The sequence below is a fragment of the Chryseobacterium sp. FR048 genome, from assembly GCF_056844665.1.
In genome coordinates, this window is record NZ_JBXDSE010000002.1 from 484967 (window position 1) to 508979 (window position 24013).

The 24013-nt window shown below is 37.2% G+C and carries 21 protein-coding genes; 10 read left to right on the plus strand and 11 right to left on the minus strand.

Annotated elements, in window-relative coordinates; genetic code table 11:
• Positions 1-79: 79 nt before the first annotated feature.
• The 6 genes from ccsA to AC106K_RS07195 form a co-directional block, all read right to left on the minus strand.
• Entirely contained in the window at positions 80-3424 is a 3345-nt protein-coding gene (gene ccsA / locus AC106K_RS07170; protein ID WP_482444083.1) for a cytochrome c biogenesis protein CcsA, read from the minus strand.
• Between the two features lie 245 nt (positions 3425-3669).
• Complete coding sequence (locus AC106K_RS07175) at positions 3670-4854, minus strand: M50 family metallopeptidase (protein WP_482444084.1); 1185 nt, start codon at positions 4852-4854, stop codon at positions 3670-3672.
• A gap of 89 nt (positions 4855-4943) precedes the next feature.
• Positions 4944-5525 (minus strand): Crp/Fnr family transcriptional regulator, encoded by a 582-nt coding sequence (locus tag AC106K_RS07180; protein ID WP_482444085.1) that lies wholly within the window; start codon positions 5523-5525, stop codon positions 4944-4946.
• Positions 5526-5593: 68 nt separating this feature from the next.
• Positions 5594-6238 (minus strand): cysteine hydrolase family protein, encoded by a 645-nt coding sequence (locus AC106K_RS07185; RefSeq protein WP_482444086.1) that lies wholly within the window; start codon positions 6236-6238, stop codon positions 5594-5596.
• Between the two features lie 148 nt (positions 6239-6386).
• A complete protein-coding gene (locus AC106K_RS07190; RefSeq protein WP_482444088.1) occupies positions 6387-6887 on the minus strand; it encodes a hypothetical protein in 501 nt (166 codons plus the stop codon).
• 12 nt (positions 6888-6899) lie between these two features.
• Positions 6900-8588 (minus strand): DUF8202 domain-containing protein, encoded by a 1689-nt coding sequence (locus tag AC106K_RS07195; protein WP_482444089.1) that lies wholly within the window; start codon positions 8586-8588, stop codon positions 6900-6902.
• A 617-nt stretch (positions 8589-9205) separates the two neighbouring features.
• Between AC106K_RS07195 and AC106K_RS07200 the strand changes: the two genes are divergently transcribed.
• The 4 genes from AC106K_RS07200 (at position 9206) to AC106K_RS07215 (ending at position 15078) form a co-directional block, all read left to right on the plus strand.
• Positions 9206-11791: an FtsK/SpoIIIE family DNA translocase gene (locus AC106K_RS07200; protein WP_482444091.1), complete on the plus strand. Its 2586-nt coding sequence runs from the start codon at positions 9206-9208 to the stop codon at positions 11789-11791.
• 60 nt (positions 11792-11851) lie between these two features.
• Entirely contained in the window at positions 11852-12499 is a 648-nt protein-coding gene (lolA1, locus tag AC106K_RS07205; RefSeq protein WP_047099165.1) for an outer membrane lipoprotein periplasmic chaperone LolA1, read from the plus strand.
• 120 nt (positions 12500-12619) lie between these two features.
• Positions 12620-14077 carry an LptF/LptG family permease gene (locus AC106K_RS07210; RefSeq protein ID WP_482444093.1) on the plus strand — a complete coding sequence of 486 codons (1458 nt, stop codon included), beginning with the start codon at positions 12620-12622 and terminating at the stop codon, positions 14075-14077.
• A gap of 203 nt (positions 14078-14280) precedes the next feature.
• Positions 14281-15078 carry a hypothetical protein gene (locus tag AC106K_RS07215; RefSeq protein ID WP_482444094.1) on the plus strand — a complete coding sequence of 266 codons (798 nt, stop codon included), beginning with the start codon at positions 14281-14283 and terminating at the stop codon, positions 15076-15078.
• A gap of 196 nt (positions 15079-15274) precedes the next feature.
• On the opposite strand, the gene AC106K_RS07220 is transcribed toward AC106K_RS07215, so the two are convergent.
• The 4 genes from AC106K_RS07220 to AC106K_RS07235 all read right to left on the minus strand — a co-directional run bounded on the left by AC106K_RS07220 (position 15275) and on the right by AC106K_RS07235 (position 18104).
• On the minus strand, positions 15275-16336 hold the full coding sequence (locus AC106K_RS07220) for a 3-oxoacyl-ACP synthase III family protein (protein WP_482444095.1): 1062 nt from the start codon (positions 16334-16336) through the stop codon (positions 15275-15277).
• 239 nt (positions 16337-16575) lie between these two features.
• Positions 16576-17130 carry a ribosome recycling factor gene (gene frr, locus AC106K_RS07225; RefSeq protein WP_482444097.1) on the minus strand — a complete coding sequence of 185 codons (555 nt, stop codon included), beginning with the start codon at positions 17128-17130 and terminating at the stop codon, positions 16576-16578.
• 260 nt (positions 17131-17390) lie between these two features.
• Entirely contained in the window at positions 17391-17969 is a 579-nt protein-coding gene (locus AC106K_RS07230) for a hypothetical protein (protein ID WP_482444099.1), read from the minus strand.
• 9 nt (positions 17970-17978) lie between these two features.
• The gene (locus AC106K_RS07235; protein ID WP_482444100.1) at positions 17979-18104 is read right to left on the minus strand and encodes a hypothetical protein; all 126 of its coding nucleotides are present in this window, start codon (positions 18102-18104) and stop codon (positions 17979-17981) included.
• A gap of 396 nt (positions 18105-18500) precedes the next feature.
• Here AC106K_RS07235 and AC106K_RS07240 point away from each other — a divergent pair, with 396 nt between their 5' ends.
• Positions 18501-19847 (plus strand): lipase family protein, encoded by a 1347-nt coding sequence (locus tag AC106K_RS07240; protein WP_482444101.1) that lies wholly within the window; start codon positions 18501-18503, stop codon positions 19845-19847.
• A 187-nt stretch (positions 19848-20034) separates the two neighbouring features.
• On the opposite strand, the gene pyrH is transcribed toward AC106K_RS07240, so the two are convergent.
• Positions 20035-20742: a UMP kinase gene (pyrH, locus tag AC106K_RS07245; RefSeq protein WP_482444103.1), complete on the minus strand. Its 708-nt coding sequence runs from the start codon at positions 20740-20742 to the stop codon at positions 20035-20037.
• Positions 20743-20908: 166 nt separating this feature from the next.
• On the opposite strand from pyrH, the gene porQ reads away from it, so the two are divergent.
• The 5 genes from porQ to AC106K_RS07270 all read left to right on the plus strand — a co-directional run bounded on the left by porQ (position 20909) and on the right by AC106K_RS07270 (position 24002).
• On the plus strand, positions 20909-21901 hold the full coding sequence (gene porQ / locus AC106K_RS07250; protein WP_047099155.1) for a type IX secretion system protein PorQ: 993 nt from the start codon (positions 20909-20911) through the stop codon (positions 21899-21901).
• A gap of 84 nt (positions 21902-21985) precedes the next feature.
• Positions 21986-22660 (plus strand): (d)CMP kinase, encoded by a 675-nt coding sequence (gene cmk / locus AC106K_RS07255; protein ID WP_482444105.1) that lies wholly within the window; start codon positions 21986-21988, stop codon positions 22658-22660.
• A 95-nt stretch (positions 22661-22755) separates the two neighbouring features.
• Entirely contained in the window at positions 22756-23106 is a 351-nt protein-coding gene (locus AC106K_RS07260; RefSeq protein WP_047099153.1) for a YtxH domain-containing protein, read from the plus strand.
• Between the two features lie 82 nt (positions 23107-23188).
• A complete protein-coding gene (locus AC106K_RS07265; RefSeq protein ID WP_068943141.1) occupies positions 23189-23509 on the plus strand; it encodes a phage holin family protein in 321 nt (106 codons plus the stop codon).
• The gene (locus AC106K_RS07270; RefSeq protein ID WP_482444107.1) at positions 23502-24002 is read left to right on the plus strand and encodes a phosphoribosyl-ATP pyrophosphatase; all 501 of its coding nucleotides are present in this window, start codon (positions 23502-23504) and stop codon (positions 24000-24002) included. The genes AC106K_RS07265 and AC106K_RS07270 overlap by 8 nt, the downstream gene beginning before the upstream one ends.
• The last annotated feature ends 11 nt before the right edge of the window (positions 24003-24013 follow it).

Consider the following 24013-nt stretch of genomic DNA (forward strand, 5'->3'; position numbering starts at 1 on the left):
AAATATGCAGAAAACAAGGCTCATTATAAACAAAAAATCCCGGAAAATGTATTCCGGGATTTCTTTATATGTCTGAAGTCTATTTCTTCGTAAGCTTTTTAAACTTGAAGTAAGAAACTGCTGATAAGGTAATCATTGTCGCAATTCCGATGTATACCCAAGCTGGCACCGGTACCGGATCTCCTGCTGCGTAAGAGTGAAGACCACTCAGGTAATAGTTTACCCCGAAATAGGTCATTACCATCGAACAGAATGCAAACATGGCTGCTACGTGGAATGCCCATCTGCTTCTCAATCCAGGGACTAATCTCATGTGCAATACAAAAGCATAGACCATGATGGAGATGAACGCCCATGTTTCTTTAGGGTCCCAACTCCAGTATCTTCCCCATGATTCGTTGGCCCAGATCCCTCCTAAGAAGTTTCCTACAGTAAGTGCAAAAAGACCAATTGTTAAGGACATTTCAGAAACGACTACTAATTCTTTCAGAGTTGTATCATGATGAATCTTATAAGTATCTTTATTGGAAATAATATAGAATACCAATGAGATTACAGCAATGATCATTGAAAGAGCAAAGAAACCGTAGCTTGACGTAATAATCGCTACGTGAACGATCAGCCAGTAAGATTTCAATACCGGAACAAGCGGCGTGATCTGTGGATCAAGTGCTGAACCTCCGTGAGCAAATCCCATCATAATTACAGCTACCATAAATCCGGATGCAGGAATCAAAGCGTTTACACCAGCTTCACCTTTAGGATTCACTAATTTTCCCACGGCTAATGCTGTTCTTTGCTCCAGACTAGGTTTTCTAAATCCAAAATAGAACATCAAACCGGCAGTAATACCGACCCATGAGATGAAGATAATCGCTTCATATCCGTTACTCCAAGGAGCGTGTCCTGAAATATACCATCTTGCCACAAGACCCAGGAAATGACAAATATACCCAACTAGTCCAATATAAATAGTTGCTTTGATCGCTTTCTTTAATATTCTGTTAGGTTTGAATAATTCTACAAATCCTAAAACAAGAATAAGTCCGCCTATGATGGTATAGAAGATCAATAATTTGAAGTTAATATCCGCTTTATTCATGAAAACCTCAAGATCAACTTTAGATTTTGCAGGAACTACTGCTTTCCCCCATTTTTGCTGGTAGTCTGAAAGCTTTGTCAATTCTGTATCTGCTTTACTCCAGTTGCCTGTTTTTTGTGCTGTTAAAACTTCAGCAAAATAAGGTCCCATTACCTGCTGAGATTCCATGTCCGGTTCAAATTTTTGATCCAGCCATGAATGCCATGTGTGGTTGGCATCATTCTTTACAGGAACAATTCTCATAAACTGACCGCTGAAGAATTCATTGAAGATCTGTACTCTTTCGTTTACAGCAATTACTTCTTTATCATAATTGGTCTGTTCAGCAGGTTTCTTACGGAAAGCCGTATTATAATCATGCTCAAGAATGTATGTTAAATTACCATTTGCATCCGCTGGGAAAAGGTTCATCAACGAAGTATATCCGTCTTCATCAGCTTTCGTCTTATTCTTCAGTTCGTCTCCTCCTTTAGGTCCTACTTTGATAATAGGAACCATTGTCCAGCTTGGAGTATCTGTATTGATAGAAAGGAACCATTGGTTAGCAGTCAGAGATTTTCCGTCTGTCCCTTTGAAGCTATCATGTTTGTAAAGTTTTCTTAAAATATCTAAAGCCTGTGTATTGATCGGAACAATTCTTCCTTCAAAACTCTGAACTAAAAGATACCCGAATTTTTCTGCATGTTCTTTGCTGATTTTATTTCTCGCAATGATCTCATCAGGAGTAATTGATCTCATTTTACTCATTGGAGTTGCCAATGAATTTTGTTTTGGAGCAGCACCATCAAGCGGTTGAGGTGCCGGAGCCGGAGTATGAGAATGGTTATCTCCCTCTACATGAACGTGCTCTCTGCTTCCGTCTGTTGTACCATGAGTTTCAATTTTCTGTGCATTCAACCCTAAGCTCAGGAATATTAAAAGCACTGCTGCAGCCTTCTTTTTGTTAACGTCTGTCAGCATTTTACTTAATTTCCAGAAGTGTGTTCCTTTCCAGAAGAAGATCACAAACATTCCTAAGAACAACAATGCATATCCGATATAAGAAATCAAAGTTCCCCAATAATCATGGTTTACCGATAATACGGTTCCCATTCTGTCCGGATCAAAACTTGACTGGAAGAAACGGTATCCTTTATAGTTTAGAACGTGGTTCATATAGATTTTATAAGGGGTTTCTTTCCCTTCATCAACGATTTTCACGTGGCTTTCGTAAGCACTTGGAGAGCTACTTCCAGGATACGTTTCCATTACGAAATCGTCTAATTTCAATGCGAAAGGAGTGTTGTATACTTTTGGTCCGAATCCAAGCATAATGTTCAATCCGTCCATTGTAATTTGTTTGTAAGCGTTTGGATTTCCTTTTTCTACAGAAAGGTCAACAATCTGTTTTGTTTTTGGCCCTTGTAATTCAACCTGAAGCATATCCGGAACGTTTGCATCTTTCTTTCTGTCTCCTTCAATAGCCATCAGTCTTCCTTTTTTAAGACCTTCAGGTACTACAAGCTTCAATTCGTTGATCGTATATAAACTTCTCAATGCCAATGGCTGGAATTCATCTTTCTTGGTGGTTCCGGTTGCCTGCGTTGCCATGGTCATATAGTTTGCATCAACAGGAGTTTTGATTGATAGTTTGCCACCATCATTTCTGAATTCTACAGCACCATCGATAGCTCTGTTGAACGTTACTAAAGTTCCGTTAATTGATTTTGTTTCTCCCGGTTTGATGTAGATATTCTGTCTACCGGTATTTCCTGTGGAAACAAGGTGAAGATATTCAGTTCCGTTCGGCTCAGCAATCAGGCTGTCTTTTTTTCTTTGAATATATTCTTTTGCGAAAACTTTTACTTCTTTTCCGTGGAAGTCATAGGTAGCCTGCAGATCTTTGTGCAATGGAGACATTAGATAAGGAATATCCTGATAGTTAAGAACATCCCCTTTTTCCTCAATTTGGATCTTAAGGAAAGTTTTATCCGTTATGATCTCATTGGAGGTCTCTCCTTCTCTGATACGCATCTGTCCTTCGAAACTGATGTATCTGGTAATAGCACCACCGATGAAAATGAAAACAAAGGCAAGGTGAAAAACCAAAACCGGCCATTTATCCTTTTTCCATAGTCTGTATCTTCCGATATTTCCTATGAAGTTGAGAATGAGCAGGACCATGATCAGTTCAAACCATTTCGCCTCATAAATTAATGCTTTTGCTGTAGGAGTTCCGTAGTCGTTTTCTAAGAACGTTGCATAGGCCATTGCGAATGCATACACCAGTAACAATACAGCCATTGTCCTGGTTGAGATAATAATATCTTGGAGCTTCTTCATGATTTATATGTACTTGACATGCAAAAATAAGGATGATAAACTACAAAGGAGGTAAAAAAAGCTGTTATTTGTCATTTTGGCCTCCGTTTTGCTTATTTTGAAACATTCTTAATAAGCCCAAAAATATTAGGAAAAATTCAATTTTTAAAAAGGTGAAAATTCGAATTTATATTACCTATCCGAATGATTGAGAAACTCTATTTCTTATTTATCATTTTCAAGACAATCCACTGGAATAAAACCCGTTACAACTCAGACCTGTAACCCGCCTCTATTTCTGATTTTATTTCTACTATTAAAGTATCAATTCCAGAGAGCGATTCATCCATTTTTTTCGCTTTTAAAAACAAATCCAATGCCTCCTGATACTCCATTTTTTTCATGTGATAAATTCCTAAATTCTTGTACGCATCGGCATTTTGAGAATCAAGCTTTAATGAATTTTCAATATCCTTAAGTCCTTCTTCATAGAACCCTAAGTTAATTTTTGCAAGTCCGCGATTATTGTAAGAATATGAAAATTTTTCGTCCACTGAAATAGCTTTGTTTAATAAAGGTATAGCATTTTCATATTTTTGAAGGAGAATTAATGTATATCCTTTATTATTTAAAGCAAATTTGTTATCAGGATTCATTTTCAAGGCCTTATCATAATATTCAAGAGATTCTGCTAACGCACCTGTTTTAGTAAAAGTCAATGCAAAATTTGTCCAGTCATCAGCAGTCATAGAAGGATTGTTTTCTTTAAATTTAATGGCTCTTTCTTTTGCTTTTTCAAAGTTCTTACCATTGATATGAGAGGCTATTGCCATCCTGTAGATATTGAGATCTTTCGATTCCTGCAATAAACTATCAAAGATTGATGCTGCTTCCTGATACTTCTTCTCGTGAAATTGATATATTCCTTCGGTATATTCTTTAGGTAGTTTTCTCTGACGAATAAGATTAATAATAGCCCTCCCATCATTAAATATTGGTCTTCCATCATCCATGTAAATAGTCTTCTGATTCGGAAAAATATTTATTAAAAAGTCAATTGCTGAAGAAACCATTAAGACAATGAAAAATAAAGTAAAAAATTGACTATTTGAAATTATGAAATAAGATAGCAACGCTAATAATAGAGAAGTAACTGGTCCACCAAATGCATATAAAATTTGCATGTTGACGGAAAATCTTTTTTCTTCAGTTTCACAAAGTCCTCTTCCCCATGTAAGTGGATTTTTAAATATATAAAAAGAAAAATCCTTGAAATTAAAGAGAAAACTGTTATCCTTATTTCCATAAGAACCTATAAAAACATATACTTTTTTTCTTGTGATCAACCAACCTGTGACAGCATGCCCCATTTCATGAAAAAAAACCGTTAAAGGTCTGATCAATGATAAAAATAAAAAAATAAAAATTCCTGGGACACCAAATAATTCCATTTAAAAAGTATTCAACTGGTTATTAATTAAGATTTTCTATCATATTGAATATAATCCCTTATATGACATAGAAATATGCAGCAATATACCTATTTTTCCAATGACATCTTCTTTCTGATTTTGCTTAAAAATTCATGAGTAATCCCAAGATAGGAAGCCACTTGCTGCTGGGTAAGCCTTTGTTCTAATCCCGGGTATTTTTGGAGGAATTCAAGATAGCGTTTATCTGCGGTTTTCCCCGTTAAGGAAAGAATTCTTCGTTGAAGCGCCACTGAAGCATTCTGATTCATAATCCTGAAGAGTTTTTCGATCCGGGGCATATTTTCGTACAGCTGTTCTTTGTCTTTCTGGGAAATCATCAGCACTTCACTGTCTTCAAGCGCTTCAATATTCAGGGTACTGGGAACATGATTGATCAGACTATCTATATCCGTAATCCACCAGCCTTCCACGGCAAAATACAAAGTCTGCTCAAGTCCGTTTTCGTTCAGATAGTATACTTTGAAGCATCCATTCAGCACAAATCCTTCAAAAAAACAATAATCGCCTTCCCGGAGAACAGTTTCTTTCTTTTTAATCTTTTTTAATTCAAACGGTTTCGCAAACTGATTAAACTCCTCTTCTGAAAGATGAATGTATCGGCTGATATTTTGGTAAAGTAAATGGGACATGACTCTTTATATACAGAAATAAAGGTATCAAAATAAATGACACCTTTATAATAATAAGTTATGTTAAGTTATTTTTCATTCACAACATCATGAGCATTAATGATGCGGGCATAGAGATTTCCCAACGCCGATATTCCAGCCAGAAATGATTTCTGAATATCTTCAGCTTTAATAATCTCATGGTCCAACTCTCGGTCCCTTGTCGCTGTAGCATCTCCAATGATCGTATTACTAAAACCAAAATCAAATGCAGCCCTTGTTGTTGACTCCACACAGACATCTGTCATCATTCCCGTTATCACAAGATTTTTTATCTTTTTGGACTGCAAATATTCCAGAAGATCTGTTTCTCGGAAGCTGTTCGGAAAATGTTTAATGATGACTTTTTCATCTGCCTGTGGAGAAACCAGTGAACTGATCTCTGCTCCGGAAGTTCCCGAGAGGAAAAATGTAGCCCCATCATTGGTTGAAATATGTTTAATATGAACTACCGGAAGATTGTTTTTCCTGAAATATTCCAGAACTTTTTTCGTGTTTTCTCCAGCCTGCTCAGCTTTTGCTAAGGTCATTTTCCCTCCCGGGAAATAATCATTTTGTACATCGATAATTAATAATGCAGTGTTTTCCATTTTTCTTTTTTGTTGTGCGTTGATTGATAGTGTAGAAATTAAAATCAGGCATACCGTCAGTAAACGTTGAAGTTTGTTTTTCATTGATTGAATTTTATGCCCCAAAGTTATCCAGCCTCTATCTCCTGACCTTTGAACTAGTTCAAAAAATGAAGACAAAATTCTATTGATCAAAAAAAGCCGTTTCGAAATTGAAACAGCCTTTGATTTATTATATAAAGGAATGCAGAATCTACTTCCAATAACTCCACTTCAAACCGTCAAATACAGCCATCGTTTTGCTGGCCGTATCATAGCATACCATACCGGGATATGGATTTTTAACATTTATATGAGGGGCATCCACTTTAGGAAGAATGAGTGCTTTATTGGAAGACTCCAGTACCAAAACGCCGCGAGCTGTTGTTGTATCAGCCCCCATAATAATTCTGTTGGGCCCTGCAATTTCACTATTGGTATTGAAAACAGCTCCGGAAACGGAACCTGCATCACTCAGCGGAACCCATACAGACTCTACATTCATCTTGATTACCTGATCATTCTTATCCATCAAAAGTGTACCTGCGGCTGCATTTATTGGAAGCGTTTCAACAATAGGCAATAAGATACCTTTTGTAGTATTGGGAGCAAAGTCTAAAAGACCGTCACCATCAACCTGAGGTTTTTCAACAGCGATCTGAGCTGATAATATCCCTACATAAAATAGTGTGACTATTGTGATTATTTTTTTCATTTTTCCACTTTTTTAATCATTACAAGATCTGGCGATGCAATGCCAACTTGTGCCATTATACAACTTAAAACACTTATCTGCCGTATCATAGATCAGCATTCCTTCCACAGGCAAAGCAATATTTGCCGAAACACTTCTCGTAATTACCATTCCCTTGTCTTTTGATTCAAGCGCCAGAAACCCATTGGGAATATTCCCCGGCCAGCCGTTCTGTATCTGAGTATGTCCCGAGATTCCAATTTTCGTGATCCCATCCGGAGTTCCCGATGCAGGATCTTTGGTACAATACGTTTGAACATTAGTTCCAAATGTAAAGTATTGATTGGCCGGAAATGAATAATTGAACACGGCCTTGCCACCAGCATTACTTGTTGCAGGGATCACCTGTACATTTTGTGTAAATCCTGCATCATCCGCAACGATCATCAGAACTTTATCCGTAGCCTGTATATCCGTATATCTTGAAAGATCAGCCTGAATCCATACAGAACCGGCATCTTTAGTCCTCTGCGCCAGCCAGCTCCTCTGAATAATCTTTCCGGGTGCCGTTCCAAAATTGCTCAGAGGCAGAGCCTGATTATTATTATCTCCTAACACAAGAAATGTTTTGTCTTCAGCAAAGGCAATTCTGGTGAGGTCAGCATTAGGCAAAATAAAATTATTTGTAGTAGCCAGTATAAGCATACTGTTATTCACATCATTGATACTGTTACTTACCTTTTGGTTCAAAACCGACATATCATCTCTCGCTATTCCAAAAATGTTATTGTTAAAAACCGGATTCAGATCAGAGTTCCACGTTATATTTTTATCGGCGTTCAGATAATTTTGAGGTTGCTGCAAAGTGATTCCATACTTTATAGCGAGGTAAGAATTCACCTGTTGTCTTTCTTCAGGAGTCTGGGTTTCCGAATACAGAATAAACTCTCCAATCCTGTCCCCGGCCAGGGAACTGGAACCTGACCCACCGTCATTATCCATCAAAAGAACCATTCCCGGATAATTTTTAGTGGAAGAAACATCATTGGAAGGACCGCCATAAACCGCTCCGTTATTATCAAAAAAATATTTCACATCTCCATTGACCACAGCATTATAATAAGACTGAATACTGGGAGTCTCACTTTCTACTGTATTGATGAAATCTGTCCCAAAAAACACATCTCCAAATTCTTTTTCATTATAAAATTCAGGACGATTGGTTTTTGTTCCGAAAAACGGAGACTGCCACACACCTGCAATGTCGGTGGTATTGGAGCTCTGAGCATTACCATTCATCACGAAGACCGTTCTGTAGGTTGCAGACGCAGTTCTTGTAAGATGGGTATAAGAAGTAAGTGACTGGGTGGTATTATCAGGAAATCCTGAAGGAAATTTATACCCGGACCTGTAGCCATTGGTGCTTACAATCTCAATAGCCGGATTAAAATTGAAACCCGGAATAGACGTTGCGGTACGATAAACCGGTCTCTCTGTTATTCCCGGATCAGCATAATAGCCGGGCATTCCCTGGTTGGCAATTCCGTTTACCCCACCAGTCTTTTGATTCTCCCATATGGAAACCTGTGTATTGTCTGTCGTTGTACCTGTACCCGCATCGGCTTTCACCCATATCTGCAAGTGGTTGGAAATACCCCCCGGAGATTGTGCCCACAAAGTACAGTTACCCAACAAGAATACAAAGAATAACTGCTTTCTCATTGATGTATTTTTAATGTTCTCGTTTATTTTTCAAATCAGCAGAATCAATAAAGACATGCCAATTAACAGGAATAAATGGAATATGGAAGGGATTAAAAAGTAAGATTTATTGCCTGTGTATGAACATAGTAATGATCTCAATCAAGATGCTGTAACAGTACAATCAATAAATCTAAAATTTTCCTGATATTATTACAAAGATATAACATATTTTTTCAACAAAACAAAACGCATTCATCAGAAATGATTAATATTTTTCACTAATATCACCAATACATTAACTATACAACAATAATAACCGTGCATACATTTTAATAATATCAACCATTATTTACATAATACTTATTATTTTTCATTGTTAAATCATCCCGGACAGAAATTTATTATCTCTTCTACAAGCATTATAACAAAGGAATACCGATCAATTAATATAATTTAACAGATACGGATTTGGAAAAACAAAAAAAAATGCCTTATTTTATTTCATACAATAACGAAAAATATTCTTTTCACAATTTTAAATAATCGCAGTAAAAATCGGGAATTGCAAAATGTTTTTTGAAGAAAAAAAGATTCTTTTAGTATTGAAAAAACGTTAAATTTGCGACATTGATATTATGGACAAAAAGACACAAAAAAAACCGACTGAATCGCCTGATAAAGGCAGAATTTTATCTAAGCCACGTATCTTTTTCGGGCTTACTTTTATCCTTTTCTCTGCTGTCCTTGCCTTATCCTTCATTTCTTATTTAATGAACTGGAAAGCAGACCAAAGCCAGGCAGGCACCATGCTTGACAAAAGTATAAAATCTTCAAATATATTTGGTAAAGCAGGCGACTGGTTAGGAAATATTTTCATATTTGAAAGTATTGGTATCGCCTCATTTATCATTGCCTTTTTATTTTTGGTAGTAGGTACGCTGATTCTGAAGAAAAAAACCTTTAAGCCATGGAAAACAATCGGGCATTCCCTGTTTTTCATTTGCTGGCTTCCTATTTTCATGGGAACTCTTACCAAAGGACAGGGAGTTTTGGGAGGAGTATATGGATACCAGATCATGGATTACCTGAATGCCATTATCGGAACGGTAGGTTTGTGGACAGTATTGGCCGCGAGCATTCTTTTGTATTTTATCCTTGAATTTAATCTTCGTCCAAGCTCAATCAAAGCAAAACTGAATACACTCAACGAAAATACCATCGGAAAAGTAAAATCTATGATGCCGGATTCTGATGAAGACTTTGAAGCGGATGAAGACCTGAAAGAAGAAATTGAGGAAACAGAAGAACAAGAAGTTGCTCCTAATGTTACAGTAAGTGAGATTACAACGCCTGCTTCCGGGAACCCGATCAATAAAATGAAAGAACCGGAGCCTGTAGTAAGCGCTCCAAAAGTACAGGTTGCTGCCGATATAGAAACCATTACCACTCCTAATCATACTTCTTTTGAAACTGAACCTAAAGAAGTTTCTCAACCTGTAAGCCTGAATCTTTCTACGAAACCCATCGTTCCGGTATCAACTCCGGAAGAAGCTTTCGATATTAGACCTTCTACCCCATCCCCTGCGGTTACGCCTTCCGTTTCCGCACCGGCACAGGAAAACATTAAATTTAACGTAGAAGTTGCTCCGGTAATTGATATTCTGGATGATTCTGACAAAAAATCCCAGGAGCTTGTAGAAAAGCATGGGCTTTATGATCATAAACTGGATCTTGCCAAATTCCAGATGCCTCCTGTAGAACTGTTAAAAGATTACGGAAGCGAAGAAATTTCTATCAATAAAGAAGAATTAGAAGAAAATAAAAATAAGATTGTTGGACTTCTGAAGAATTTCAATGTAGGAATCGCAGAGATCAAGGCAACGATAGGGCCTACAGTTACTTTATACGAAATCGTTCCGGAAGCCGGAATCAGAGTTGCTGCCATTAAAAAGCTGCAGGATGATATTGCCCTGAACCTTTCTGCTTTAGGAATCAGAATTATCGCTCCGATGCCAGGAAAAGGAACGATAGGAATTGAAGTACCGAGAAAGAACCCTACCATGGTGTCTATGCGTTCCGTTATTGCTTCTCAGAAATTCCAAAATACAGATATGGATCTTCCGGTGGTTTTCGGAAAAACGATCTCCAACGAAATCTTCATGGCTGACCTTTCAAAAATGCCTCACTTATTGATGGCAGGGGCTACAGGACAAGGTAAGTCTGTTGGTATTAACGCAATTCTTACCTCTCTTCTTTATAAAAAGCATCCTAGTGAACTTAAGTTTGTAATGGTGGACCCTAAGAAGGTAGAACTTTCTTTATATTCAAAAATTGAAAGACATTACCTGGCTAAACTTCCTGATGCTGAAGAAGCGATCATCACAGACACCAATAAAGTAATCAATACCCTGAATTCATTGTGTATTGAGATGGATACCCGATATGATCTTCTTAAAAACGCATTCTGTAAAAATTTAAAAGAATACAACAAGAAGTTTACGGAGCGAAAACTGAATCCGGAAAACGGACACCGATATTTACCTTATATCGTATTGGTAGTAGACGAGTTTGCAGATCTTATCATGACTGCCGGAAAAGAGGTTGAATTACCGATTGCCAGACTGGCACAGCTTGCAAGAGCCGTTGGTATTCACCTGATCGTGGCAACACAGAGACCGTCTGTAAATGTAATCACGGGGATGATTAAAGCTAACTTCCCTGCAAGAGCTGCCTTCAGAGTAATTTCAAGTGTAGACTCCAGAACCATCCTTGACTCTCCGGGTGCAGATCAGCTGATCGGTAAAGGGGATATGCTTTACTTCAACGGAAATGAAATTTTAAGACTTCAGTGTGCATTCGTAGATACTCCGGAAGTGGAAAGAATTGCCGAATTTATCGGGGAACAAAAAGGATATTCATCCGCCTTCCTTCTACCGGAATATGTTTCTGAAGATGCCAACAGTTCAGCGGCAGGTTCTTTTGACCCTAACGAAAAGGATGCCTTATTTGAAGAAGCTGCAAGAATTATTGTTTCTACGCAACAGGGATCTACTTCAATGCTTCAGAGACAATTGAAACTGGGCTACAACAGAGCCGGAAGAATTATGGATCAGCTTGAGGCCAGCGGTATTGTAGGAGGCTTCAACGGAGCTAAGGCAAGAGAAGTCATCATCAGTGATCTTCATTCTTTGGAACAGTTTTTGGAAGATTTGCGTAGCTAAGGGAAAACAGATGATTTCAACCCTTTAAAATTTAAAATATCTAAAAGATTAAATAAGAAAATGAAAAATATTATTTCAAAAGTTATATTAGGAAGTTTTGTTGTAGGTGCTGTAGGAATGGCGAATGCTCAAAAGATCGATGCTAAAGCTAAAAAGATATTGGATGATATTACCGCCAACTACAATTCTAAAAAGAATTCTTACTTCAAATTTTCTTTTGGAAGTGGCCTGAACGGGCAGGTAACAAAAACGGAACCTGGTATCTACTATGTGGCAGGAGAAAAGTACAAACTGAAGATTATGGATACTGAGCAGATCTTCGATGGAAATAAAATCTACAACATCAATTCGGATGATATGGAAGTAACGGTAGCAAAACCGAATGGCAGCAGTACCATGTTCTCCCCTATCAACTATCTGACCACTTACAGAAATGACTATAATGTAACTTATAACGGTAAGAAAATGGTGAACGGAGTGAATGCTGATTTCATTAAACTTACTCCGGTGAAAGCAAACGGAATACAGTTTGTTTATCTTTTTGTAGACTCTGCAAAGAAGCAAATGGTAAAACTGGAACAGCATGGAAGCAATAAAGATGTAGCCGTGATCGCCATTAAAGAGTATAAAGAGAATCAGGAACTGGATCCTATGATGTTCGTTTTCGATAAGAATAAGTTTAAAAACTACGTCGTTACAGAACTTTAAGAACTTAAAAAGCAAATTTGCAGTTTTACAGTTTTGCTTTTTTACGATTCAGCCTAAAAAAAATAACAAAATATGAAAAGCCACAAGTAAACTTTGTGGCTTTTTGATTAATTTTGACGCATGTTAAAAATACTAGACCGATATATCATAAAAACCTTCTTTGGACCGTTTTTCTTTATATTCAGCGTATTGTTTTTCATCTTTATTGTAAACATTATCTGGGTTCAGCTGGGGCAATTTATGGGTAAAGGATTAAGCTACTGGCAGATCCTTAAACTTCTTTTCTATCTTGGGGTAAGTGTCATCAGTATGGTGCTCCCGCTTACTATTCTTCTCGCAAGCATTATGTCTTTCGGGGAGTTTGGGGAAAGATACGAGCTTGCAGCGATGAAGGCGGCAGGAATTTCTCTTACAAGGGTAATGACCCCTCTTCTGGGAGTGGCCACCGTCCTCGCCATCATTCTCTACTTCTTCTCCAACAATATCAGTCCGGATTTTCAGAAGAAAGCGAAAAATATGCTGTTCAATATTGCACAGACCAAGCCTGCGCTGAACTTTACTCCGGGACAGTTTATTGACCAGATCCCGAGTTATATGGTAAAGTTTGACAAGATCTATGGTGAAAACGGAGAAAATATTGACGGGGTTTTTATTCACAAAAAAGCAAATACCTACGAAAATCAGCAGTCTATCGTCGCTGAAAAAGGAAAATTTGTGCCTGCTGCCAATAAGAATTTCCTAAAACTGGTCCTTTACAACGGCTATGTATTTGAAGATTCTTACGCCGGAAAAGGAGATAATGTAAGACAGAAACAGCCGGATCAGGCTATTAAATTTGATACTTTAGTTTCTCACTTCGACATCAGTGAGATTATTAATAAAGCGATAGAGAAAGAACAGATTACAGATGATTACCGTTTCCAGAGTTATAACCAGGTCAACGAAACCATTGTAAGAAGTAAGAAAGAAAACAAACAGTTTTTTGATAATGTAGGTTCTGAAGTTCTGAATCAGACCAATTCAGTTGTCAGCTATATGGACAAAGGAAACAGGCCCAAAGTAGCTCCAAAATCCCAGATCAAACTGGATACGGTAAAAGGAAATAAAAAGCTTGACATGATCTATTTTGCCCACAACAGACTGGATAATCTGAAATCAACACTGGAATCTAAAAAGAATGAAGTAAGCAACAATGTAAAATACTTCAGTAAAGTAGTGATCTACCAGCAAAGAATTGTTTCTTATTCTGTAACCTGTATCATCTTCTTCCTGATCGGAGCCAGCTTAGGATCTATCATCAGAAAAGGAGGAATGGGACTTCCGGTTATTATTGCTATTGTTATTTTCATCATCTTTTACGTAATGAACGTAGGTGTGGAAAACATGTCATGGAGTGGAAAAATGAACCCTTATCTGGCTGCATGGCTTCCGAATTTCATCCTCTTCCCTTTTGGAGTTTGGATGACGTACAAAGCCCTTACCGATTCACAATTGTTTGATGCGGAAAAATACAAGGCATTCTTTAAACCTGTTACCAAATTATTTGCAAAGGATAAAGAACATAAGAGATACCAATAATCTTTTTTTAAATAGTACAGACCCGGATCTTCCGGGTCTTTTTTATTGCATCTGTTTCAGTGAAAAGTTTATTTTTGATGACCATAGGAGTCCAAATTCGTTTAATCACCCCAAAAAAACATCGATGATTAATGAGCTCTTGATGATTTTGTGGTCTTGAACAATGATAAAAGACTATATTTACAAAATAAAACTGTAACTACATGAGAAAAGTACTGGCCCTTGGCCTGTTTGCCGTAGTTTCTTTCAATGTCTACGCACAGGAAGACAACAATACGGATTATGAATTGAGAAGCAATGAAAAGTATGGCTACATCGTTGACAAAAGCGGAAAAAAAGTAGAAGGAATTGTAAGATTGAACGGAGATGCCATGTACCCCTGGAACAATCAGAAGAAAGTAAAATTTGTTGCTGTATCTGATATTGACAAATCCAGAAAAAAACAAAAATTCAAAACATTGGATACTGATGACATCAAAGAATATGTTGCCATTGATGAAAACGATCATGAAAGACATTTCGAAAGCATCAAATACACCAATACCAAAGAAGGATTCAATACTGCCACAGGTGGTTTGAGCGGAAACATCAAAGCTTTTAATAATCTTACGAAAAGCAATCAGTTTGCAGAGATTGTAAAAGACGGGAAAATCAAAGTATATAAGCTTTATGGCTACCCTACTACATTCTCAGCAGGAAACAGCCAGATCGCAGCAGCTGAAGAGGAAACCAAAAGAATGAGACAAAACCCTTCTTACCTCTATTCCAAGAAAGGAGGTAAAGTTGAAGAACTCAACCTGGCCAAAGCTAAAATACTTATAGCAGACTGTAGCTATGCCAAAGGTAAAATGACCAGCGGCTCTTATGCTTCTCTTAAAAACGACGAAAAGAAAAGATCCGCATTTGGCAAATTTATCAAAAGTCAGATCGATGACGCCATGTCTAACGTTCCGGAAATCGTAGAAGAAGTCATTACAGATTACAACGAGAACTGTAAATAAAATAGACGTATTATCCATAGAAAAAGAGGTTTCTTTACTGAAACCTCTTTTTTATTCCCTTTAACAGCAAAGTGAAATCGTAAATAATAAAGCTATTAAGTGGTTTTACTTTGACTTTAGGTTTTATTATGCTTTTCCATTTTTTTCAAAAGCTGAAAACTATATATTTAAAAGTTATATTTCTGATTCAGCAAATTTAAAACTGATATACAAAAGCATTGATATTCATCCCAGCTCCTACTGAAGCGAATAAAACCACATCATTCTTTTTGATCTCATGATGTTCCAGTTCTCCTTTTAAAATCATGGTAAGCAAAGACGGAATGGTTGCCACACTGCTGTTTCCTAATTTATGAATCACCATAGGCATTATATTTTCAGGCATTGGCATTCCATACAACTGGTAAAACCTGCTGACAATAGCTTCATCCATTTTCTCATTAGCCTGATGGATAATAATTTTGCTTAGTTGACTAATGGAATAGCCACTGCTGTCCAAACATTTCTTCATAGCATCAGGAACATTCGACAGTGCAAATTCGTATATCTTCCGACCATCCATTTTGATGTATCTTGTATTTGGACATACTTCGTTATTGTAAGATTTTCCAAAATACAGATAATCTTTTTCATTGAGGGTATAGGAAGCCGAGAGATGGGCTTTTATACCTGAATCATCTTCGCTATTTATTTCCAAAACAGCTGCTCCGGCTCCGTCGGCATAGATCATACTATCCCTGTCATGAATATCCACGACACGGGAAAGCGTTTCTGCTCCAATGACCAGACAGCGTTTTGCAATACCTGCTCTGATAAATGCATTAGCCTGAATCACCCCTTCAATCCATCCGGGACACCCAAACAGGACATCATAGGCAACACAAAAGTTATTTTTTATTCCCAGTAAGTGCTTTACTCTGGCTGCAAGGCTGGGTACCGTATCTGATTGTACGGTTCCAAAGCGGACATCGCCAAAATTATGGGCAAATATAATATAGTCCAGCGTTTCAGGATCTATTCCTGCATCTTCTATTGCTGAGCGGGCCGCAATGACTCCCAGGTCTGAAGTAACCTGTGTAGAGTGTGCATATCTTCTCTCTTCAATCCCTGTAATCTTTTTTAACTTATCCGAGATAGATGCGTTGTTGTCTTTCAGTAATATTCCCTCTTCATTCAGGAAAATATGTTGGTCAAAAAAGAGATTGGTTATTGTTTCGGACGGAATGTAGTTTCCTACGCCGGTAATCTTCGTCATCATGTTAATGTTTAATTTTCTGTTTTTAATAAGATCACAGAATTGTTTTATAAGTATAACGAAGTAACGCAAAAAATCGTGAATATATTACTAGTTCAGGCATTATTATATTAAAAATCGAAAACAACTTATATGCAAGTCTTATCAATAGGGCTTCTGAAGGCAAAAAAGCACTGATTTCCATAGAAAAAAAGAGGTTCCCAACCGGAAACCTCTTTTAAAATATTTTCAAAAACTGAAAATTATACTTTCATAATTTCAGCTTCTTTTGTCTTAAGATGCTCATCACAAAGCTTCACATATTTATCAGTATAGTTCTGAATCTCTTCTTCTACTCCTTTTACCACATCTTCAGAAACTCCGTCAAGCTTTTTAAGTTCTTTCAAACCATCCTGTCTTGCATTTCTTACCACAATCTTTGTTTGCTCAGTTTCACTTTTAGCCTGTTTTGCAAGCTCTTTTCTTCTTTCTTCTGTCAAAGGTGGAACATTCAGGATAATGTTTTCTCCGTTATTAGAAGGAGCAAAACCTAAATTGGAGTTGATGATCGCTTTTTCAATCGCATTGATGGCAGTTCTGTCCCAAGGTTGAATAGAGATGGTCATTGCATCCGGAACAGAAACATTGGCAACCTGGTTGATAGGAGTCATTGCTCCGTAGTATTCTACCATTACATCCTGAACCATCGCTGTAGAAGCACGTCCTGCTCTAATTCTTTGAAATGCATGATCCAAGTGCTTTACAGCTGCATCCATGTCCTGTCTTACAGATTCTAATATAAGATCTAATTCTTCCATTATTATAGTATAGTTTGATAAATTGCACATTACTTAATACCTACTGAATACAACCTGTTGAAGTTTCCCAACACCTGCTTTTAAAGTGTTTTCTTACTGTTTCTTTACTATTTTTTACTATTCAGTGGTGCAAAAATAATGATTGTTTTCGATATATAAGCAAGCTTATATTCTGTATTTTTAATCTATATAGTCTATTTAAACGTAAAAGAGTGTTTTCTGTCTTGCTTTTTACCACCAATTGTAATTCATAAGCAAAATTATAATTCCTCCATTCCAACAGCAATACCATCTATAAAATAAACTCTCATTCCTTCGATGAGATAAACAAAACATTTTGCAGGCTCTCCATCATATATTGAATCTTTAATTTCCGCAGGTGATCCTAGATTCTTTGTAAGAAATTCTTCATCTAATATCTTTTTTTCAATAAAGGTTTTGGTATTTGCTTTTACTCCCCAATGTGTCCCATAATTATGTTTTCCAAAATAGTAATTAAAGCTACTGTTATCCGGATTTACACTCTGGATAAAATCTTTAATCTTATCAGATGAATATGGCTTCTTGTTGGTTGATATTATAAATAGAGGTTCTTTAGTATATGACTTAAAAACGATCATAATAGATTTGTCTAAATCTGTAGAAGCAATCCATATCCTTCCTTTAGGCTCAAAATGCAGACTTACTTTATGAATAGTATTATCATTAGGAGATAAATCTTTACACTTTAATCCAGTTGGTAAATAACATGCAAACCATGAAGTATTTTTTTTATTCTGTCCTAAACTATTAATTGATATTAAGCTAAATAGCAATAGCATTACTGAGATTTTATTCATGTCAATGTCTTACCAGTTGTTACTTATTTCGGTTTTATTTTCAAGGTCTACTACAACCAATTCTTCATGTTTTAATTTCTGGAAAAAAATCACAGCATTTGCAAGCAAGAGAATGAGCAAACATAACTTTTTCATGTATTAATTTTTTACAAATATAAAATAATCTTCATATATAGTTTTAGCATTTCCTTTATTTAAAGGGGTTTCCAGGTGATTAATATAATTGAATTTATTTTAGAAACCACTATTAAAGAGCACACAATTGCCTATTTTTCATTGTATCATTTTAAAAGAGTTTAGGTACAAATACCTACAAAATATTTCAGAGGTTTTCACGCTTATACACACCGTTTTTTATCTCTTACTTTACAATGTTCTTTTTACAAAACCAATTCAAATCAGCATAACAGATTCTGAAAGGTTAGGTACAAAAACAAATATTGTCTGTAATGATGAAATACCCTGAAAGCAATTTCATGGAAACCAATAACTCTTAGCCATTTTATTCTCTAATCTTAAAACATTCAAATCATGACAAATCCATCTTTAGATGCCTATCAACAGGTTTTTGGTCTGGCGTGTCTGGCCAACCTTGCTGGCAATTACAGCGGTAGCCGCAGCAAGTTGCAGGAACAACTTCAGTATGACTTATCTTTTTATTTCAATAACGTTCCCCCTGTTGCAGCAGGCCATCAAAAAAAACCTTCAATTGCTAACCCTTCAGTTACTCCGATCCTGGGAAACTGGAATCTTGTGTGGGGGCCGGCACTGATTGAAGAAACTGATGAAAATCACCAGCCGACCGGAGTTGCAGACAATGCATTATATGTAGTGCAATGTGATGCCCTTGCTTTTCCGGGAGGCCCTACATTACCTGTCTACGTTGTTGCGATTGCAGCTACCAACCCAGCCTCACTTTATGACTGGGAGACAGAAGATTTTTCAGTATCGGAGGTTGTGAACTGGACAACCTATGATCCTTCAGAAATCGTCACATCAGAGTACAATAAAAATGATCCGTATATATCAAAAGGTACCGCCACGGGTATAGGTATACTCCTCGGACTTACCAGCCCTGAAACCGCAGCCGCTCCCGGCACTACTCTTCAGCATTTCCTGACGGGTTTAAAACCTGATACTGAAACAGGAATTATATTTTGCGGTCACAGCCTGGCTGGGGCATTATCTCCTACATTAGCACTTTATCTGCAGGAACAGAAGCAACTGGATGCATTTGATATTACCCTTGTCTACTCTACTGCCGGGCCCACGCCAGGCGATGTCAACTTTGCCAATACGTTCAACAATACCTTTCCTGCGCTTCCGTCTGGCTGGCAGCCTCAACAGGGAGATTATCAGAGCTGGAATACCATGCATTGGAATAATTTCGATGTTGTCCCTCATGCCTGGCAGGAAACCTATCTTGAAATGATTGCAGATTTATACGGTCAGTCACCCGACCCATACACCTCCGGTATTCTGAAAGCGCTACGGGACTTTGCCATTATTGACTCTCTGAAATCAGGGGCTCCTTATACCATGATCAGAAATCAGTCATTACCCGGTACCCTTCAAAACTATGGATCTTCAGGAGAAATCAATATCCCACCCCAGTCTATGCATGATTATGTTTCGCAGTTAGCCCTGCAGCATACTTATCTCTATTATGGTCGTGTTGCCGGCAATGATACTCCAGCGATAGAAGGAATCATCCTGTCACAACCGCTTCCGCCTACGGATACAGGTTTATTAAATGGAGTAACCCGTGTAACAGATGAGGATACAGTTTTGAAAATAATCGACCAGATTTTTCAATGGATTGAAGCTCATATTCATTTAGCAGAAAAACAATCAATAGCCACCGAATCAAATGGATGATCCAAAGTCAATGATAACAGGCAAGAAATAAATGAATAAAAAAAACCACTTGCCGTAGCATTAATTGCTGTGACAAGTGGTTTATATTTTTATAGTGAATTGATTTCTGACAGGGAAAAAGATAAATACTGAGAATCGTTAAGTTTATATTCTCCGACTCCTACAATCTGCTACCTGCTCAACTCAATTACAAATCAACTAAAGTACCTACGTTTTCTCCTTCAACGATTTTTTCCAGATTCCCATCTTTATTCATATCGAATACAATGATAGGCAATTTGTTTTCGTGGCTCAGGGTAAATGCTGTCATATCCATTACCTTAAGGTTTTTCTCAAATACTTCATCGAAAGATAAAGAGTTGTATTTTACAGCATCAGCGTTTTTCTCAGGATCGCTGTCATAGATTCCGTCTACTCTTGTTCCCTTCAGAATAACATCAGCCCCTATTTCAATCGCTCTCAAAGTAGCTGCCGTATCTGTTGTAAAGTAAGGGTTTCCTGTTCCGGCACCGAAGATTACGACTCTTCCTTTTTCAAGGTGTCTTACCGCTCTTCTTTTGATGAAAGGTTCAGCTACCTTATCCATTTCAATGGCAGACTGAAGTCTGGTTTTGATTCCTGCATCTTCCAATGCTCCCTGCAATGCCATACCGTTGATCACAGTAGCCAGCATTCCCATATAATCTCCCTGTACTCTGTCCATTCCTTTTGCAGCACCTGCTACCCCACGGAAAATATTTCCTCCTCCAATGACGATCGCTACTTCACAGCCTTTCTCAACTACTTTTTTGATCTCAGCAGCATATTCCTGCAGTCTTTCGTTGTCAATACCGTACTGTCTGTTCCCCATTAATGCCTCTCCACTTAGTTTCAGAAGGATTCTTTTATATTTCATCTTTTATTTTTAATAACTTTTTATTAGCGTTGTTTCCCCAAAATTTGGTTTTGCAAATATAATCATTAAAAATATTGATAGAAGAAAAATATTTAAATAGAAATAATGCAAGAAATATTTTGAAAAGTACGAAAAAGGATTATTTTTGCATTAATTATAAATTGAATTGAAGAAAATTATCATTTTTTCATTATTTCTATCAGGAATTGTTTCTTATGCGCAAACAGGAACAAATGTTTATCCATTCTTAAATGTTCCTGTATCTGCAAGACAGGCCGCTTTGGGTGGAGATGCAATTTCGGTACGGGATTATGATGTTTCCTTTGCTATTGCAAACCCAGCCCTGTTAAATAAAGATTCAGACAAACAGCTTTCTGTAAATGCTACGGCTTATCTTGCCGATTCGAAATACGGAACCATAGCCTATGCCAAAGATTTTGAAAATGGCCACATGGCCACCATCAATGCCAGGTATATGAGCTACGGAAGTACTCCGAGAACGGATGACAGTGGTTTTCAGGACGGAGAATTCAAAGCTTCGGATGTTGCCATTGGTGCAGGATATGCGTATCAGTTTGAAGAAGACTGGACCATTGGTGGAGGACTTAATTTTGTGACCTCAAAAATTGACAACTATACTTCTTCCGCCATCTCAGGAACCGCGGGAATTACCTATCATAATAAAAAGAATAAGGAAGTCCTTTCCCTTGTCATGAGAAACTTCGGTTTCCAGCTGAAATCATTCAATGGAGAGAGAGAAAATCTTCCGTTCAGAATCGATCTGGGATATACAAAAATTATCAAGAACTTCCCTCTTGCCATCACCATTACGGCACACGACCTTCAGAAGTTTGATATTTCTTCAGAATACAACAAAGATGGGCAGAAAGTAAATGCGGGCAGAAAAATCGCAGACCACTTCTCATTGGGTGCAGAACTTTTCCCAGAAAAAAACTTCAATATCAGACTTGGATATAATGTAAAAAGAGGAAATGAACTTGCAGTGGCAGATCAAAGAAACTTCTCCGGACTTTCTGCAGGATTTGGAGTAAAAGTCTCAAGATTCCGCATCGATTACGCCCACGTAAGATACCACAACTCTTCGAATGTCAACCAGATAGGAATCTCAATGGATCTTTCAAGCCACAGAGGTGAATAATTCTTCTATTGAAAAATCTTAAAATAAAGTAAGAAATTTCTTCCCTTTTCTTGATTTTTAAGAAAAAATCTTGAAATTTGCAGTATGAAAAAACCTGTAATAGCTATCGATGGGTACTCGTCTACCGGAAAAAGTTCTATCTCCAAAATCATTGCTGATCAATTAGGACTTATTCATATGGACACAGGAGCGCTTTACAGAGGTGTTACCTGGTATGCATTGCAGCACTGCCTGAATGAAAACGGTGAAATTGATCTGAAGGCCTTATTCTCTTCGTTTGATAAGATTCAGCTTGAATTTAAGAACAACGACGGGACACTGATCCTCTTCCTTAATAATACTGATATTTCTAAAGAAATCCGTACTAATATTGTTTCTGACAATGTAAGTCTCGTTGCCAAACAGAAAGAAGTAAGAGATTTTCTACTGCAGTCTCAGCGCTCTTTGGCAGATAAAGGCGGCGTGATTATGGATGGACGTGACATAGGGACAGTAGTTCTGCCAAATGCGGACTATAAATTCTTCCTTACTGCCAGTATTGACGAAAGAACCAACAGAAGGTTTCTGGAACTGAAAGGACTGGGAATTGAAGCAGATAAGGAGCAGGTAAAACAGAATCTCATCGAAAGAGACAAAATCGACAGTGAGCGTGAAATAGCACCATTGAAGCAGGCTGACGACGCTATTGTTATCGACAATTCCGAACTTACCAAAGACGAAACAATTAAGCTTATTTTATCTCACATCGAAAAGATTTAACAATTTTTAATAGGCTTAAAGCCCCCTTTGGTATACAAATTGTAAGTTTTATTACTGTAAAAACTAATCTATTATTAATTATTAAAAAACTTAAAATGTCTAGAAAAGGAAATAATACAGCAGGTATATTGGCAGGACTTCTTGCAGGTGCTGCGGCGGGTGTAATCTTAGGTATGCTTTACGCACCGGAAGAAGGAAAAGAAACCAGAAAAAAAATCAAAACTAAAGCGAATGATCTTAAAGATCAGGCAAAAAACAGATACGATGAGGTTTCTGAAAAAATGAAAGACCAGTACAGCAATATTTCTTCTACTTTCAAAGAAACAGCAAACAGCGTAGCGCATACTGTGAAAGACGGATATGATAAATACAAAGATCAGATTGTTTCTAAAACTGCAGATTTGGCAAAAGATGTAGAAGCGGAACTGAATGATCTTAAAAAATAATAAGTAATTTATCTTTTTAAATAAATTACGAAAAGGAACTTTTGTGCGAAAGTTCCTTTTTTTGTAACTTTAAAAAAAAACAATGATAGAAACTATTAAAGAATACGCATCAAAGAGAATCGATCTTCTGAAAATTGAAGCTACTGAGAAGTCTTCTCTTTCTGCCGGGCTCATTACCTACTTTGTAGTACTGCTTGTTGCTTTTGCTTTTTTTATTATCCTTTTCAACTTCGGGATTGCTTTTCTTATCGGTAAAGCATTGGATAATTACTCCTACGGTTTCTTAATTGTTGCGGCATTCTATGCTTTGGTAATGGCTTTCGTCATTTCATTCAAGAACAAAATTGTGAATACTGTTGCAGATCAGGTTATTAAATTTTTAAATCATTCAAGCCATGAGTAGAAAATATGAAAGCATAGAAGAATTAAGAAGAAAGAAGAAACTGCTTCAGGGTGAAATCAATGATCTGGAAAATCTTCTGACCTTCAAAAATACAAAGGAAAGTCTAAGTGCATTTACCAACGGTCTGAGTGATCAGTACCTGCAGGAAAAAATAGATGAAGACGGTGATGAAAAAGTAGTCCTGAGAAAAGATGTCATTGCCAAGCAGCTTACTTCAGAAGTAAAAGATCTGCTGATCAGCAAAAATACAGCTGTAGGAATTGCCAGTTCCGCATTCAAAGGGGGAAACATCACAGACAGCCTTGTGAAACTCGGCGTTACAGCTTTGGTAGGCAATTATGCCAAAAAGAATATGAAAAGCTCCAACTGGAAGAAAAAACTGATCGGGGCAGCCCTGATCTATCTTGCTCCTATTGCATTGAAATACGTCAGAAAAAAAATGGAGGTCTATCAGAAAAATAAAAGTGTTTCCAGTATGGAACAGCTTATATAGAAGTTAGAGGT

Bases quoted from the DNA above. Each gene is read 5' to 3' on its own strand.
- ccsA (WP_482444083.1), bottom strand. From the start codon at position 3,424: ATGAAGAAGCTCCAAGATATTATTATCTCAACCAGGACAATGGCTGTA.
- AC106K_RS07175 (WP_482444084.1), bottom strand. From the start codon at position 4,854: ATGGAATTATTTGGTGTCCCAGGAATTTTTATTTTTTTATTTTTATCA.
- AC106K_RS07180 (WP_482444085.1), bottom strand. From the start codon at position 5,525: ATGTCCCATTTACTTTACCAAAATATCAGCCGATACATTCATCTTTCA.
- AC106K_RS07185 (WP_482444086.1), bottom strand. From the start codon at position 6,238: ATGAAAAACAAACTTCAACGTTTACTGACGGTATGCCTGATTTTAATT.
- AC106K_RS07190 (WP_482444088.1), bottom strand. From the start codon at position 6,887: ATGAAAAAAATAATCACAATAGTCACACTATTTTATGTAGGGATATTA.
- AC106K_RS07195 (WP_482444089.1), bottom strand. From the start codon at position 8,588: ATGAGAAAGCAGTTATTCTTTGTATTCTTGTTGGGTAACTGTACTTTG.
- AC106K_RS07200 (WP_482444091.1), top strand. From the start codon at position 9,206: ATGGACAAAAAGACACAAAAAAAACCGACTGAATCGCCTGATAAAGGC.
- lolA1 (WP_047099165.1), top strand. From the start codon at position 11,852: ATGAAAAATATTATTTCAAAAGTTATATTAGGAAGTTTTGTTGTAGGT.
- AC106K_RS07210 (WP_482444093.1), top strand. From the start codon at position 12,620: ATGTTAAAAATACTAGACCGATATATCATAAAAACCTTCTTTGGACCG.
- AC106K_RS07215 (WP_482444094.1), top strand. From the start codon at position 14,281: ATGAGAAAAGTACTGGCCCTTGGCCTGTTTGCCGTAGTTTCTTTCAAT.
- AC106K_RS07220 (WP_482444095.1), bottom strand. From the start codon at position 16,336: ATGATGACGAAGATTACCGGCGTAGGAAACTACATTCCGTCCGAAACA.
- frr (WP_482444097.1), bottom strand. From the start codon at position 17,130: ATGGAAGAATTAGATCTTATATTAGAATCTGTAAGACAGGACATGGAT.
- AC106K_RS07230 (WP_482444099.1), bottom strand. From the start codon at position 17,969: ATGAATAAAATCTCAGTAATGCTATTGCTATTTAGCTTAATATCAATT.
- AC106K_RS07235 (WP_482444100.1), bottom strand. From the start codon at position 18,104: ATGAAAAAGTTATGTTTGCTCATTCTCTTGCTTGCAAATGCTGTGATT.
- AC106K_RS07240 (WP_482444101.1), top strand. From the start codon at position 18,501: ATGACAAATCCATCTTTAGATGCCTATCAACAGGTTTTTGGTCTGGCG.
- pyrH (WP_482444103.1), bottom strand. From the start codon at position 20,742: ATGAAATATAAAAGAATCCTTCTGAAACTAAGTGGAGAGGCATTAATG.
- cmk (WP_482444105.1), top strand. From the start codon at position 21,986: ATGAAAAAACCTGTAATAGCTATCGATGGGTACTCGTCTACCGGAAAA.
- AC106K_RS07260 (WP_047099153.1), top strand. From the start codon at position 22,756: ATGTCTAGAAAAGGAAATAATACAGCAGGTATATTGGCAGGACTTCTT.
- AC106K_RS07265 (WP_068943141.1), top strand. From the start codon at position 23,189: ATGATAGAAACTATTAAAGAATACGCATCAAAGAGAATCGATCTTCTG.
- AC106K_RS07270 (WP_482444107.1), top strand. From the start codon at position 23,502: ATGAGTAGAAAATATGAAAGCATAGAAGAATTAAGAAGAAAGAAGAAA.